16 protein-coding genes are annotated in these 15,126 nt (G+C 44.6%); 2 read left to right on the forward strand and 14 right to left on the reverse strand.

The window, feature by feature from the left end; genetic code table 11:
• Positions 1-123: 123 nt before the first annotated feature.
• From glyS to AABI20_RS00150, 11 genes are all read right to left on the reverse strand, one after another.
• Positions 124-2,181: a glycine--tRNA ligase subunit beta gene (gene glyS, locus AABI20_RS00100; protein WP_288846121.1), complete on the reverse strand. Its 2,058-nt coding sequence runs from the start codon at positions 2,179-2,181 to the stop codon at positions 124-126.
• On the reverse strand, positions 2,181-3,128 hold the full coding sequence (gene glyQ / locus AABI20_RS00105) for a glycine--tRNA ligase subunit alpha (RefSeq protein ID WP_047974471.1): 948 nt from the start codon (positions 3,126-3,128) through the stop codon (positions 2,181-2,183). Before glyQ ends, glyS begins: the two co-directional genes overlap by 1 nt.
• Before the next feature lie 52 nt (positions 3,129-3,180).
• Positions 3,181-4,662, reverse strand: a complete 1,482-nt coding sequence (locus AABI20_RS00110; protein WP_047974489.1) for a DUF2130 domain-containing protein — start codon at positions 4,660-4,662, stop codon at positions 3,181-3,183.
• 294 nt (positions 4,663-4,956) lie between these two features.
• Complete coding sequence (gene frr / locus AABI20_RS00115; protein WP_288846120.1) at positions 4,957-5,502, reverse strand: ribosome recycling factor; 546 nt, start codon at positions 5,500-5,502, stop codon at positions 4,957-4,959.
• The gene (pyrH, locus tag AABI20_RS00120; RefSeq protein WP_047974473.1) at positions 5,502-6,227 is read right to left on the reverse strand and encodes a UMP kinase; all 726 of its coding nucleotides are present in this window, start codon (positions 6,225-6,227) and stop codon (positions 5,502-5,504) included. Before pyrH ends, frr begins: the two co-directional genes overlap by 1 nt.
• A 97-nt stretch (positions 6,228-6,324) precedes the next feature.
• A complete protein-coding gene (gene tsf, locus AABI20_RS00125; protein WP_047974474.1) occupies positions 6,325-7,209 on the reverse strand; it encodes a translation elongation factor Ts in 885 nt (294 codons plus the stop codon).
• A 118-nt stretch (positions 7,210-7,327) separates the two neighbouring features.
• Positions 7,328-8,101, reverse strand: coding sequence for a 30S ribosomal protein S2 (gene rpsB / locus AABI20_RS00130; RefSeq protein ID WP_047974475.1), 774 nt, complete (start codon positions 8,099-8,101; stop codon positions 7,328-7,330).
• Between the two features lie 222 nt (positions 8,102-8,323).
• Positions 8,324-9,151 (reverse strand): SPFH domain-containing protein, encoded by an 828-nt coding sequence (locus AABI20_RS00135; protein WP_047974490.1) that lies wholly within the window; start codon positions 9,149-9,151, stop codon positions 8,324-8,326.
• A gap of 56 nt (positions 9,152-9,207) precedes the next feature.
• The gene (locus AABI20_RS00140; RefSeq protein ID WP_047974476.1) at positions 9,208-9,405 is read right to left on the reverse strand and encodes a hypothetical protein; all 198 of its coding nucleotides are present in this window, start codon (positions 9,403-9,405) and stop codon (positions 9,208-9,210) included.
• Positions 9,406-9,477: 72 nt separating this feature from the next.
• Positions 9,478-9,774, reverse strand: coding sequence for a GIY-YIG nuclease family protein (locus AABI20_RS00145; protein WP_047974491.1), 297 nt, complete (start codon positions 9,772-9,774; stop codon positions 9,478-9,480).
• A gap of 40 nt (positions 9,775-9,814) precedes the next feature.
• Positions 9,815-10,579, reverse strand: a complete 765-nt coding sequence (locus tag AABI20_RS00150; protein WP_288846116.1) for a tRNA1(Val) (adenine(37)-N6)-methyltransferase — start codon at positions 10,577-10,579, stop codon at positions 9,815-9,817.
• A 69-nt stretch (positions 10,580-10,648) separates the two neighbouring features.
• Between AABI20_RS00150 and AABI20_RS00155 the strand changes: the two genes are divergently transcribed.
• Positions 10,649-11,284 carry a lysophospholipid acyltransferase family protein gene (locus tag AABI20_RS00155; protein ID WP_047974478.1) on the forward strand — a complete coding sequence of 212 codons (636 nt, stop codon included), beginning with the start codon at positions 10,649-10,651 and terminating at the stop codon, positions 11,282-11,284.
• A gap of 10 nt (positions 11,285-11,294) precedes the next feature.
• Here the strand turns inward: AABI20_RS00155 and AABI20_RS00160 are convergent, their stop codons facing one another.
• Positions 11,295-11,516: a YneF family protein gene (locus AABI20_RS00160; protein WP_047974479.1), complete on the reverse strand. Its 222-nt coding sequence runs from the start codon at positions 11,514-11,516 to the stop codon at positions 11,295-11,297.
• A 254-nt stretch (positions 11,517-11,770) separates the two neighbouring features.
• Here AABI20_RS00160 and lexA point away from each other — a divergent pair, with 254 nt between their 5' ends.
• The gene (gene lexA / locus AABI20_RS00165; protein ID WP_047974480.1) at positions 11,771-12,406 is read left to right on the forward strand and encodes a transcriptional repressor LexA; all 636 of its coding nucleotides are present in this window, start codon (positions 11,771-11,773) and stop codon (positions 12,404-12,406) included.
• 113 nt (positions 12,407-12,519) lie between these two features.
• Here lexA and AABI20_RS00170 read toward each other — a convergent pair whose 3' ends face one another.
• Together AABI20_RS00170 and thrC are read right to left on the reverse strand one after the other, a co-directional pair.
• On the reverse strand, positions 12,520-13,611 hold the full coding sequence (locus AABI20_RS00170; protein WP_338346405.1) for an aspartate-semialdehyde dehydrogenase: 1,092 nt from the start codon (positions 13,609-13,611) through the stop codon (positions 12,520-12,522).
• Positions 13,612-13,662: 51 nt separating this feature from the next.
• On the reverse strand, positions 13,663-15,126 hold the full coding sequence (gene thrC / locus AABI20_RS00175; RefSeq protein WP_338346407.1) for a threonine synthase: 1,464 nt from the start codon (positions 15,124-15,126) through the stop codon (positions 13,663-13,665).

Consider the following 15,126-nt stretch of genomic DNA (forward strand, 5'->3'; position numbering starts at 1 on the left):
CAACCACCAAGCAACAACAATCCGACTAATTTTTGCGGTATTCCTAACCTTTTTATCCACATAAAAAACAGGGAGAAGCTATTCTCACCTGTTTTTTCTTATTAAGTTAACTTACAAGTCTACTTATTTAATCACAATTTGTTCAATATCCCCCAGACCAGTAATTAACTGGTCCAATGCATTCAACTGCGCATAACGATTATTCTTAACTGCCGTCTTCTTGTCGTTAACTAATGTATTCTCAAAATAAGCAGCAATCGGTTCCTGCAAAGCAGCCAGTGCTTGGTACAGTGCTTCCGCCCCTTGATTTTCCAAGTCAACCAGGTTCAAATCCTTACTTGCTTCGTACAAAGCCTTTTCTTGGTCGTTCTCAAGCAAGTCAGGCTTAACGGCAGCCTCAATTCGTTCCTTACTTGCCAAGCGACTTACCCGAGACAAAGCTTCCATCACATCGCGGAAGTTAGCATCCTTTGAGTGTTTGGCCAAAACCTCTGTTCGATCAGCCACGTAAACCAAATCACCAGTGACCACGTTGGCCGTTCCAGCCGAAACAATGTCCGAACGAACACCGGCATCTGCGGCCTGCTTCTTGACACGGTCCGTCAAGAATGTAATTACCTGTGCCAAATCAGTATCGGCTACGTCCTTGTTCTGGTCCTTAAAATTCGCTAAGACGGACAACAAATCTAAGTGCCAGTCGTGTGCTTCCAGTGTTCGCACTACCCCAGTTGCTGCTCGACGCAAGCCATAAGGGTCGTTGGCACCTGATGGAATCAAATCAGCCGCAAAAAAAGTCACAATAGAATCGAGCTTATCGGCAACCGCCAGCACCGCCCCAATTTTTGAATCAGCGACTTCGCCAGTGGCTGAAGTTGGCAAATAGTGCTCCAAAATCGCGTGAGCAACGACGTCATTTTCACCAAAGAGCTTGGCGTAATGCTCACCCATCACACCCTGTAATTCGTCAAATTCACCGACCATACCGGTCATCAAATCGAACTTATAAATTTCAGTAGCCCGGTTCAAATCAGACAACTCTTCATATGACAGACCCAGTGCCTGACCTAATTGGCCAGCCAAAGCCCGTACACGAACCATGTGTTCGTAGACAGTACCAATCTTCTCATGGAAGACCAGCTTCTTCACGCGGTCCATGTAGTCGTCAATCGACTTTTGTTGGTCTTCCTGGTAGAAGAAGACCGCATCTTCCAACCGAGCAACCAAAACCTTTTCGTTTCCAGCCACAACATTGGCCAAGTTCTCTTCATTTCCATTGCGAACAGAAAGGAAGTGTGGCAACAATTCACCCTGATCATCCGTTACAAAGAAGAAGCGCTGGTGGTCACGCATCGAGGTTACCAAGACTTCCTTTGGCAAATCCAAGTACTTTTGGTCAAAGTTACCGGCAAAGGCGGTTGGCCACTCAACGATGTTGTTAACTTCTTCCAAAAGGTCTTGTGCCTGATCAGTCGTCAAATCCAAGTCCCAGTTTTGGTCCTGGGCAATCTTTTCCAACTGTGCTTGAATGGTGGACTTACGCTTGGCTGCATCAGCCATAACAAAGGCGTCTTGCAACGTCTGCTCGTAATCAGTGGCACTCGGAATCGTCACGTTTTCCGTTGATAGGAAGCGGTGACCACGGGTTGTTTGACCTGTTTGAACGTCCAAAACAGAAAAATCAACCACATCCTGGTCCAAAAGTGCTACTAACCAGCGGATTGGACGGATGTAAGAGAAGCTATGATTGCCCCACTTCATGTAAGTTGAGAAGGTCATTTTTTCAACAACTTCAGTGCCCAACTTTGCCAAAATTTCAGCAGCTGGCACACCAGCAATTTCAGTTTTGGCCCACAAGTAGCCATCTTTTTCAATCAAGGCTTCCGGTGTGGTCTTCTGTCCACGGGCAAATCCCTGAGCAGCCTTTGACCAGTCACCATTTTCGTCCTTGGCACGATCAACGGCTGGGCCACGCTTCTCTTCTTCAACAGCCTTTGAACCGGCTGCCAAGCCAGTCAACTCAACAGCCAAACGTCGTGGCGTTGAGAATGGCTTCATTGCTTCATAATCGAGTCGGTGTTCGTCTAAGAAATCAGAAACTCGGTCGACCAGCTGCTTTTCAGAACTCGTTACCAAGTGGGCTGGCATCTCTTCCAAACCAATTTCTAAAATAAAATCTGCCATTAGTCCTGATCCTCCTTCTTGGCGTACTTTCCCTTAGCACCCAAGTACTTTTCACGTAATGCTTCATCCTTCAACAATGGGAAGCCAAGCTTAGCTCGTTCTTCAATAAAGACCTTTGAAACCTTCCGAGCCATTGTCCGAATTCGGTGCAAATAACCAGCTCGTTCCGTAACGGAAACCGTTCCCCGGGCATCCAACAGGTTAAAGGTATGAGAAGACTTCAAAATATAGTCATAGGCTGGATGAACCAAGCCTAATTCCAAATTATGCTGTGCTTCCTTTTCATAATCATCAAAATGTTGGAGCAACATTCCCTGATTTGACTCTTCAAAGGCATACTTTGAGTGTTCGTATTCTGGTTCTTTGAAAATATCACCATACAAAACGCCATGGCCCCATTCCAAATCGTAAACCGTTGGTACGTCTTGGATGTAAGAAGCTAACCGTTCCAAACCATAGGTAATTTCAGCCGTAACGGAATCAACTTCGATTCCACCAACCTGTTGGAAATAAGTGAACTGGGTCACTTCCATCCCGTCTAGCCAAACTTCCCAACCGATTCCGGCCGCACCCATTGAAGGGTTTTCCCAGTTATCTTCAACGAAACGAATGTCGTGTTCCAATGGCTTGATGCCCAGGGCTTCCAAAGAAGCAAGGTACAATTCCTGAATATTGTCAGGTGACGGCTTCATTACCACCTGGAATTGGTGGTGTTGGAACAAGCGGTTGGGGTTGTCACCATAACGGCCATCAGCTGGTCGCCGAGATGGCTGAACATAGGCTGCTCGCCAAGGTTCTGGACCATTAGCACGTAAGAAGGTATAAGGGCTTTGAGTTCCCGCTCCGACTTCGTTATCGTAAGCCTGCATCAAGTTAGCGCCCTTTTCGGCCCAAAACTCTTGCAGTGTCAAAATAATGTCTTGTACTGATAATTTTTCACTGGACATAAGTCTTTCCTTTATTCTTTCATCATTAAAATTTTAAAACGCTGTGACGAATTTACGGCTTTCCTTCACCGCCTTGGTCCGCTTTTAAATCAGCAAACTTCGTCATCATGGTTGGATTATTCTTGGTCAATTTTTTGACGGTCAAATCCTCTAATTTATTGTTAGCAAGACGAATCTGATTTTCAGAAGTCGTCAGGCTCTTTTTCACATTTTCCATCTGGCTAATCGCCCGGTCAATCTGTTCGATTGCCTTTTGGAAGTTGCTCGAGTAGGAATTATAGTTTTTAGCAAAGCGGTCCTTGAAGGCCGTGATATTGTCTTCAAAGTTCGTAATATCAATGTTTTGATTGCGTTCTTCAATCAGCGCCCGCCGATATTGGAGGGAATCCAAGGCCGCATTGCGCAAAAGGCCGATAAAATGGACAAAGAATTGTGGACGGATGACGTACATTTTCTCGTAGTCCGGCACCTGAACAATTCCGGTGTTATAGTACTCGTTATCGGCTTCCAGCATCGAAACCAAAACGGCATATTCCGTTTTCTTTTCCCTGCGATCCTTATCCAGTTCCTTAAAAAAATCTGCGTTCTTATGCTTCTGCTCGGTCGCATCCGCCTCATTTTTCATATCAAACATGATGGAAATAAATTCAACATCATCTTGATAATCACGAAAAATAAAATCACCCTTCGATCCGGATTGTTTTGAAACCTCGTTGTCCTTCTCAAAGTAAGCATTGGGAAAAGCGTAAGGGCGAATTTTATTAAATTCCTGATGAGCGTAAACTTCCAAACTTTCGCCAATTTCCTTGGTTGACTGCCGGGCCTTAAAGTCTTTATAGAATTCGACTTGCTCTTGAGCTGCCTGCAATTGCGCATCGTAGTCTGACTTCACTTTTGCCAAGGCTAGCTCTTGGTCGCGACCCTGATTTTCAACCTGATTTTTCAAATCGGCCAGTTGCTTTTCTAGTTCCTGTCGATGCTGACCGGCCTGGTCCTTTTCAGCTTGGTAGGTGCTCTGCAGGTTTTCCTTTTGTTCAGCCAGCGCCAGCGCCTTGTTAGCAGCTTCCTGGTCCTTAAACGCGTCTAGCTGTGAACGTAACTGCGTCAGTTGGTCTTGCAGCTCCGTCTTTTCTTTTTGGGCCGCGTCCTTCTCAGCTTGCTTAGCCTTCTCCAGCGCTAAATCAGATTTTTGCTTTTCCTGGTCCAACTGTGCTTGGAGTTGCAGCAATTGGTCATGCAGTTGGTTTTGTTCTTTCTGGGCCGCATCCCTTTCAGCCTGCTTGGCCTTCTCCAGTGCTAAATCAGCCTTCTGCTTTTCCTGGTCAATTTGTGCCTTGACCAAGTCTTGCTGGCTCTTTTCCCAATCGACCTTTTCCTGAGCTAATTTTTCATCAATGGCCGTTTGCACAGCCACCCCCAGTTGACTCGTATCAACTTGGAGCTCGTCTTTCAAATCAAGGGTATCACCGGCATGGCCATCCTCGTTTAAAACCAAAACCGTGTCCGACTCCAAATGATACTTCAGCTTTGCCATAAAGTCCTCCTTATCTGACAAAAAACCGCGGTTAACAGTCCCAATGTCAAAATTTGACATCAGGACGCTAACGCGCGGTTCCACCTGATTTCCAACGGCTAATTGCTCAGTCGTTGACACTTTCACGGTTCTCAGCTCACCGGGTGCCAAACCGGGTCAAAGCCTTAAACTAATCTATCCATATTATGCCGATTTTTCTGAAAAAGGTCAAGAAAAAACTCGTTAAAAACAGAAAAAGCCCACGAGCCAAATGACTTGGGAGCCTTTGTAGCAATCACCATCGATCCAAAGTCCTTAGATCTTCAACAATTCTTTTTCTTTTTCCGCCGCAATTTCATCAATTGCCTTGGTGTTTTCGTCCGTCAACTTTTGAGCTTGGTCTTCGGCATCGTGAACTTGATCTTCGGTCATGTCCTTGTCCTTCTTGATGGCATCCATGGCATCGCGACGAACGTTACGAACGGCAACCTTCGCCTTTTCTGCTTCGGCCTTGACGTCCTTAGCCAATTCCTTACGACGTTCTTCCGTCATTTGTGGAATGGCCAAACGGACAATATTACCGTCAGAAGCTGGGTTCAAGCCCAAATCAGAAATGTTAATCGCTGTCACGATTGCTTCCAAGGCGTTCTTGTCAAATGGTGTGATCAAAAGTAAGCGTGCTTCTGGCACTGAAATTGAAGCCACTTGGTTCAATGGTACCATCGCACCATAATATTCTACTTCTACTCGGTCCAAAATACGGGGATTTGCCCGGCCCGTCCGAATTTCTGCTAATTCACGACGCAAAGCTTCTTGAGCGCCCTGCATCCGTTCTTTTGTACTTGTAAAATCAAAAGCCATTATTTTTCTCCAGTCACTGTGGTTCCAATTGCCTCACCCTTGATAACCCGTTCGATGTTACCAGGTTGGTTCAAGTTAAAGACAACAAGTGGCATGTTGTTTTCCATTGAGAGGGATGAAGCGGTTGAATCCATAACCTTCAAGCCCTTTTGAATGATATCCAAGTGCGTCAAAGTTGTAAACTTCTGGGCATCTGGATTTGTATTTGGATCTGAATCATAGACACCATCAACACCGTTCTTTGCCATCAAAATTGCATCGGCATTAATTTCGTTTGCCCGTAAAGCAGCCGTTGTGTCCGTTGAGAAGTATGGTGAACCAGTTCCTGCAGCAAAGATTACAATCCGACCCTTTTCAAGGTGACGAATGGCGCGGCCACGGATGTAAGGTTCTGCAATCTGTTGCATCGTAATCGCCGTTTGAACGCGAGTATCAACACCGGCACGTTCCAAGGCATCTTGGAGGACCAAAGCGTTCATAGTCGTTCCAAGCATTCCGGTATAATCGGCGCGTGACCGCTCCATCCCAACACGGGCAGCGGGTTCACCACGCCATAGGTTACCGCCACCAACAACGATGGCAATTTGAGTGCCCATATCATGGACTGCCTTGATTTCTTTGGCAATTTGGGCGACTGTCTCCAGGTCAATCCCCTGACCCTTAGCACCAGCCAAGGCTTCGCCTGACAGCTTCATTAAAACTCTTTTATACTTTGTATCCGTCATGGTTTTCCTCTTTCTTATCGCTATCTATTATAGCAAAAATGTAGTCATCAATTCCAAAAAAAAAGCACCCAAATCTTGGGATACTTTTTGGAAGAGCTTAGTTGTTGATTTGCTTAGCAACTTCTTCAGCCAAGTTTGTTGTTTGCTTTTCGATACCTTCACCAACTTGGTAGCGAACGAATGACTTAACCGTCATGTCATTTTGCTTAACGAAATCAGCAACCTTTTGGTCACCATTCTTAACAAAGTCTTGGTCCAACAAAGTGATGTCAGCCAAGAACTTCTTAATCCGTCCTTCAACCATCTTTTCCTTAATGTTGTCAGGCTTGCCATTCAAGTCTTCAGAAGCCAATTGAACTTCCTTTTCCTTAGCAACAACATCTGCAGGAACTTGGTCATCAGAAACGTACTGTGGAGCAATAGCGGCGATGTGCATGGCCACGTCACGGGCTGCTTCTTCGTTTGAACCAGTCAAAACGGTCAAAGCAGAGATTGAACCACCCATGTGTGAGTAAGCACCGAAGACTTCACCGTCAGTCTTTTCAGCAGTAGCAAAACGACGCAAAGTAATCTTTTCACCAGTAATCTGAGAAACGTTGATGATCTTGTCGTTAACAGTTCGGTCTTCTTCACCAGCAACTGGCAAAGCCAAAGCAGCTTCAACGTCTGCAGGTTGCTTTTCCAAGATTGTCTTAGTAACAGCAACTAACAAGTCATTAAATTCCTTGTTACCAGCAACGAAATCAGTTTCTGAGTTCAATTCGATGATGGCAGCCTTGTTGCCTTCAGTCATCACGTAAGTCATACCTTCAGCAGCAACACGGTCACCCTTCTTAGCGGCCTTTGCCATTCCCTTTTCACGCAACAAGTCGATTGCCTTTTCGATGTCGCCTTCAGCTTCAACCAAAGCCTTCTTGGCATCCATCATTCCAACAGATGTCTTATCACGTAATTCCTTCACTAACTTTGCAGTAACAGCCATGCAAATGCTCCTTTAGCTTCTTTATTATCTTTTAACAGTCTCTAGTATAGCATAGAAAAAGCCGTTCAGCGTCCCAAGCAGGTCCACCGGAACGGCAAATCAATAAACTAATTTCAACTTAGTTGTCTTTTTCAACGATTGTTGTGATTTCTTCGATTGATTCCGTGTTTTCGTCACCTTCGATGAAAGCATCTTCAGCAGCGTTGTCTTGACCTTGACGGCCTTCGATAACGGCATCAGCCATCTTAGCAGTGATCAAACGGATGGCACGGATAGCGTCATCGTTTGCAGGAATCTTAACATCAACATCGTCAGGATCGGCGTTTGTGTCAATCATGGCAACAACAGGAATGTTGAGCATGTTGGCTTCCTTAACGGCGATTTCTTCCTTCTTAGGATCAACAACAAACAAAACATCTGGCAAGTCTTGCATGTCTTCGATTCCACCCAAGAACTTTTCCAACTTTTCACGTTGCTTGTTCAACAAGACAACTTCTTTCTTAGGAAGTTGTTCGAAAGTACCATCTTCGGCCATTGCCTTCAAGTCTTTCAAACGTTGAACACGTGTCTTGATTGTGTTCCAGTTAGTCAAAGTTCCACCCAACCAACGGTGGTTGATGTAGAATTGACCAGCACGTGTTGCTTCTTCAGCGATTGCATCAGATGCTTGCTTCTTAGTACCAACAAACAAGATGTTAGCGCCATCAGCTGAAGCGTTACGAATAAAGTTGTAAGCTTCGTCAATCAACTTAACAGTCTTTTGCAAGTCGATGATATGAATGCCGTTACGTTCCGTAAAGATGTATGGTGCCATCTTTGGGTTCCAACGACGAGTTTGGTGTCCAAAGTGAACCCCTGCTTCGAGGAGTTCCTTCATTGTAATAACTGCCATAGTGGCCTCCTAGGTTTAACCTCCGGTAAATTCTTGGTTCGTGCTGACAAATGATCAATCACTTGCACCTGCACGTTCTCGTTTACCGTGTGTATTTTTGTTGTATTCACAACAGATACTAGTTTACTAAGGTTTTGACCGAAAAGCAAGGATTTTTCTGATTTTTAACTAGTGAAAATCAGTCCAAAGAAAAAGCCAACCACAACCGGCTGGCAAATATTCTTAATCTTGTTCTTTAGCTAATTCTTGACCCAAAGTTTTGGCCAAAACAGCACTTTGCCCAGTTTGGTCCAAATCAGCACCATTCGTGACAATCAAGTTCGCATCTGACTTAGCCAAAGCCTCGAAAGCATTAATGGACTGGTTATTGAAATAGTTTTGGTCCGCGTTCTTCAAAGCGGCCTGAACTTTATCAATTCGGTAACTTTCGGCATCCGCCTTTGTTCGCGTCGCCTCGGCGTTGGCCTTAGCAGTGGCAATCAAAGCCTCGTTATTAGCCTTTGCGCGCAATTCGATGGACTTGGCCTCACCTTCCGCTTGCGAAATAGCTGCCACTCGTTCTCGATCTGCCTTCAGCTGCGTATCCATTGAAGACTGGATAGCTGCACTGGGCTTCAATTCATCAATATTAATCCGATCAACGTTAATACCATAGGTATTCGTTAAATCACCGATTGCCTCGGCCAAATCCTTATTGATTTGACTTGTTGACCCCAGGGCCTCGTTCAATTCCATCCGACCAATGATGTCGCGCAAGTGGCCCCGAACCAATTGTTGCATCGATTCAATCGAATTCGTGTTTTCATATGAATATTTCACAGGGTCTGTGATATGGAAGTTTAACGTCACCGTTGCCCCAATATCAGCGTTATCCTTGGTAATAACTGAATAACCAGCCAACTTCAATGGCTGCAAGGCCAAGGAAACCGTCCTGATTTTTTGAACCAAAGGCAAACGGAAATTCAAACCTGTCTGCCTTGTCGAAGAATACTTACCCAATGTTTCCAAAAGGCCAACACTATTTTGCGGCACAATCTTAAAGGAAACCAGGGCCAAAACGATTACAACAATGATGACGATCACCAAAATCGACATAAATACCGTCCTTACTTTTTCTGGAGGATTAAGACGTTCCCCTCGGCACGCTTAATCACATAGGTTTCTTCAGGGACCACATTAGTCCCTGAAGCTAAATCATAGTGATAAAAATTGCCAATAACCTTCACTAACTTCTCTCTTGGGTCGCAGTCTTTAAAAGACACCTGGCGCCCAATAATATTGTTTAATTCAAAAGTAGTAATCATTATTTGCCACCTTCAATTCAAATGATTTATCCCATTCTATCATGGATTAAGGGTCTCATAAAGTCCCTCTACCTATTTTTGCCAAATTGTAGAATCCACTTTTCGTTCCATTAAAAAAGCCTCTTTTTGCGGCCGGCTCAGGCGCTTAAACTTAGCCTCAGCCGAAAGGGCAGCGTGCTTATTATCAAACGTTTCTTGGTAAATCAGCTGTAATGGATGTCTGGACTTCACCCGAGTAAACTTGGCCCCCTTCCCCGCTTGATGGACTAAAAAACGGCGGTGGGCATCATCGGAAAAACCACCATAAAAATAACCGTCGGCCGTATAGAGCACATAAAAATCATAAGTTTTGTCATGAGCATCCGTCATGATTCCCATCTCCCTCCTCGCGCAACCACCTGTAATTGACTTACAGCTGCCAAGGTTGCCCATACAAAATTTCTTGTACCTGGGGCGTATACTGGTCATCAGCTGTATAGGCAATAATTGGTGGCAAAATCCGAACGCCACCCGGCTTACCCGCCTTAATCGCTTCTACCAAGACCATGTTGGCCTCACGGTCGGCCTTGCCGTACACAAACTGAATCCGTTTGACCGCTAATTTCCGGGCAGAAAGGGCAGACATAATATCCTCCAACCGGTCTGGTCGATGAACCAAATAAAATTTACCGTTATTCTTTAACAGCTTATTGGCAACTTGCGCTAAACGGGGCAAATCGATGGCAATTTCATGCCGGGCCAATTGATAATGTTCATCAAGGTTTTGCTTGGTCTTTTCATTCACGGAAAAATAAGGTGGGTTCGACAAAACCGTATCCACCGATCCAGGCTTAATATCGTCATAAATTTCTTGCATATCGGACTGAATCACACTCACGCGGTCTTCCAAATGATTTAAAACAACCGAACGCTGTACCATCTCTGCTAAATCTTGCTGCAGCTCGACTAACTTTACTTGCCCTGTGACTTTGGCGGCATAAAAAAGACCAATTGCTCCAGTACCGGCACCTAAGTCGACCGATAGTCCTCGCCCCTTTTGCTTGGGCTTAGCAAAGTATGCCAAGAGCACGGCGTCTAACGAGTAAGAAAACATATCTGGATTTTGGATAATTTGAATCTGTTGTGATGGCAAGCCGTCAAGGCGCTCACCTGCTCGTAATTCTTCTGCTTCCATGGTTTGTTGCAATATCTCCATAAACTAAGTAAAATTATTCTGTTAAGTCAATTAGAAAGGGACAAGCAGATGTTATTCTATCGCTTTATCCGGGTCTTTACAGTGACCTTTGTGGCCATTATTAATGGTCGCGTTACCTATCTCCACAAAGAGCGCCTGCCAAAAAATGAAAACTACGTTTTAGTTGGGCCACACCGTTCTTGGTGGGATCCCGTTTGGTATGCTATGGCGGCCTATCCAAAGCGCTTCATCTTTATGGCTAAGAAGGAGCTTTTCAAAAATCCTGCTTTGCGCGCCTTGATTACCACTTTGGGGGCCTTTCCAGTTGATCGGCGCAATGTCGGTACCGATACCATCAAATATCCCGTTAACGAGTTAAAGAATGGCGATCGATCACTCATCATGTTTCCAACTGGATCCCGGCATTCTCAAAAGTTAAAATCAGGATCAATCCTGATTGCCAAACTTTCAAAGAAACCGATTGTTCCAGCAGTTTATCAAGGTCCCGTGAAGTTTTCACACCTATTTAAACGCAATAATACCACAATTAATTTTGGTGAACCAATTGTGATTGACCCTAAAGCCCGCTTGACGGACGAAAAAATTGCCGAATACAATCAGAAGATTCAAGAATCTTTTGATGCCTTGGACAAAGAAATCAATCCCAACTGGGTATACATTGATCCAAAAGCACAAAAAAAATAAGCCGTTTGGCTTATTTTTTTTGTGCTTTGGCATTTTGTGCCTTCATTTGAGCCATCATCTGATTCAACTTCTTTTGTGATGGCTTCTGGCCCATTGACATCATCATGGACTTCATCATTTCTTCTGAAATGGGTGGGTTCTTTGCCAAGTATGACTTCATCGTAAAGCGGGCCAAGAAGAATCCCCCAACCAAACCAACGACCAAAGCCAAAATTCCAACTAATACAACCATTATTGGTCTCCTTTAACTACGAAAATCTATAAGGTATTATAGCATAAAGGCAAGCAAGACAGTATCTTTTTGCAAAAACAGTGGAAAACAGGTCGATAACTCGAATAAAAAGTTTCTTTATCCACTATTTTAAATTTAATCCCCATTTTGTAATAAAATTTAATATTTCTTAAGGTTTTCTCGCGAACATTTGTTTGCTTTTCAGGTTAAAATTCGCTAAGATAAACGTAGCAAATACAGGTAGGAAAGTACATATGGCAAGTTCTGATTCAAAACAAATTCAAGTCTTGAGATTTATTCACGACTATCAAAGTAAAAATGGTTTCCCACCCACCATTCGTGAAATTGGTGAAGCAGTCGGCCTATCTTCCTCTTCAACCATCCACGGTCACATTGCCCGTTTGATTAAAAACGGCTACCTCGAGAAGAAGGGAGAAGGAACTAAGGCACGCGCTATTGAAGTGACACCAGCCGGTTTTGAAATCCTTGGGATTTCGGCCACTTCCGGTAAGATTCCAGTCCTAGGATTGGTCACAGCTGGTCAACCAATTCTGGCCGTCGAACAAGAAGCAACCGAGTTCTTCCCCATTCCAGAAAATCTGATTCCCTATGATGGTGACCTCTTTATGCTGAATGTTCGTGGTGAATCCATGATTAACATCGGTATTTTGGATGGCGACAAAGTAATTGTCCGTCGTCAACAAAATGCCGACAATGGCGATATCGTCGTTGCCATGAACGAGGACAACGAAGCCACGGTTAAACGCTTCTTCCAAGAAGGTGGTCACTACCGCCTTCAGCCAGAAAACGATACAATGGCTCCCATTATCTTGGAATCTGTTTTTATTTTGGGAAAAGTTGTTTCCCTTTACCGCGACGCAATTTATTAAAAACAAACTTGCCTAAGGGCCCTACTACGTTTTTGTAGTAGGGCTGTTTTATTAGCAAAATAAGGACACTAAAAAGCCACCAATTCGTTCGTTGGTGGCTTTTTCAAAATAATTTATGCAAAAGTTGAATCAGCTGGTACGCGAACCAAGTCCATTTCAACCAGTGTTTGTGCAATTTCAACCGTGTTCCAGGCAGCACCCTTCAGCAAGTTGTCAGAAACAACCCACAAGTGGAAGGCACCAGGATTTTCCAAATCAGGGCGAATGCGGCCCACAAATGTTTCACGCTTACCTTCAGCCAAAAGAGGTTGTGGGTAAGTTTGTGTAGCTGGATCATCTTCAATAATCACATTATCAACGGCACCAATTGCCTGACGAATTTGATCAGTTGTCACGTTCTCGTCACCAGTATCGATATAAACGCTCTCACCGTGACCAATCATGACCGGCACACGGACGGCCGTACCAGTCACCTTAATAGCCTTAGCATTCTTGTCACCCAAGATAATCTTCTTCGTTTCGTGGATCATCTTGTATTCTTCGTGTGTGTAGCCTTCTTCTTCGAAGACATCAATCTGTGGCAACAAGTTAAAGGCTAATGGGAAATGCTTTTTATCACCTTTCACCGGCAGGACATGGGCCAATTCTGCCATGTCGTCACCCAACAAACGAGCCTGAGCTTCAGCCAAAACTTCATCCATCGCTGCCTTTCCAGCACCAGAAGCCGCTTGATAAGTGGAAATAATCACCTGGTTCAAGCCAAATTCTCGGTAAACTGGGTCAAGCGCCATTACCAATTGCGTCGTTGAGCAATTAGGGTTGGCAATAATTCCCTGATGGTCCTTTAAAGCGGCGGCGTTAACCTCAGGCACAACCAATGGCACCTGATCATTCATTCGCCAATAAGAAGAGTTATCGACCACAACAGCGCCAGCCTTAACAGCAGCCGGAGCCAAAGCCTTTGAGGTAGATCCACCGGCTGAGGCCATAACAATATCAACACCTGCAAAGGAATCTTCCGTTGCTTCTTCGACCGTTAATTCTTGGTCCTTAAAGCTGATTTTTTGACCAGCTGAACGAGCAGAAGCTAAGGCCTTAACTTCACCAACCGGAATTGTTGATTGGGCCAACTGGTCCAAAATTCGACGTCCAACAGCACCCGTTGCACCGAGCACTGCTACATTATAGGCTGTCTTTGCTACCATAAAAAAATTCTCTCTTTCTTTTTAAATGACATAATAAACAACAGAAGAAAATTAGTCTGTCTTCAAGGCGCTTTCAATCTGCTTTTGAATATCAGCTGCCTGGATAAACGTCCGATGACGAACAGGTCGCTGGAACAAATCCTTCACTTGGTCAGGAATTTGTGTTTTGGTTGCTGCTGCCAAAGCAGTCAAGCCGCCTTCGCCACTAACAACTTCTTCGCCAAGTGCCTCAAGAACCGTTTGTGGGAACTTATAGGGACTAGCAGTTGCGGCCAAAAGGGTTTGATGACCATCGTCGTTGTATTGATAAACGGCCACAGCCGTATGTGGATCAATCAAATAATCAGAAGAAAGGAACGTCTTTCGTATCGTTTCTTCTACCTGCTCTTGATTGGTCCAACCAGCAGAAAACTTCGCTAAACCAGATCTCGTTTTTTCTGCCAATTGATACTGGCCTTGACTTTGCAAGTCTGCCATATCTTTTTTGATCAAATCAGCATCCTGACCGCCAGCAAAGTACAACAGACGCTCTAAGTTTGACGACACCAAAATATCCATAGCCGGCGCATTCGTCACCTTAAAGTCGCGGTTCTTATTATATACCCCTGTTTGGAATAATTCTGTTAAAACATGATTTTCATTCGAAGCAACCGTAAAATCAGCCACCGGTAAGCCGATGTGGCTGGCATAGTAAGCTGCTAACATATTTCCAAAATTACCAGTTGGCACAAGTACATCAATTTCTTCACCAGGCTTAATTTGACCACTTTCAACTAATTGACCATAGCCGTAGAAATAATAGACGATTTGTGGGACCAAGCGACAAATATTAATCGAATTTGCCGAAGAGATTTGAATATCTTCTTTCTTTAAGAAGGCAGCAAAATCTGAATCACCCAAAAGGCGCTTAACCGCCTGCTGGGCATCATCAAAATTGCCCTCTATCCCGTAAACATAGGTATTTTTTCCAGGCTCGGAGACCATCTGCTGACGCTGGATGTCCGAAACCCCGACTTGTGGGTACAAAACTGCAATTTTTGTTCCAGGTACGTCGGCAAAACCAGACATTGCGGCTGTTCCCGTATCACCTGAGGTTGCCGTTAAGATAGCAATTTCCTTATCCAGGCCTTCTTTCTTAGCCGCCGCAATCACTAAGTGAGGCAGGGCCTGAAGGGCAATATCTTTGAAGGCCAATGTCGGACCATGAAAAAGCTCCAAATAGTGCAAATTGTTCCCAGCATCTTTGACCGGCACAATTTTATCGGTATCCCATTGGCTACCATAAGCTGCCTGTACAACGGCTTGAATCTCTGCTTTTGTAAAATCAGGCAAAAAAGCAGCAAAAATTTCAGTCGCCAAATCCTGGTAGGATTGTTGACCGATGGTCTTTAAATCCAAGTTCAAAGTTGGCCACTGATTTGGCACGTACAAACCACCATCCGGTGCTAAGCCCTGGAGGATGGCCTGGGCGGCAGAAACAGCAGGGGCTTCTCCCCGGGTCGAGACATATTCCAT

Source organism: Fructobacillus cardui, from assembly GCF_963580785.1.
GTDB lineage: Bacteria > Bacillota > Bacilli > Lactobacillales > Lactobacillaceae > Fructobacillus > Fructobacillus cardui.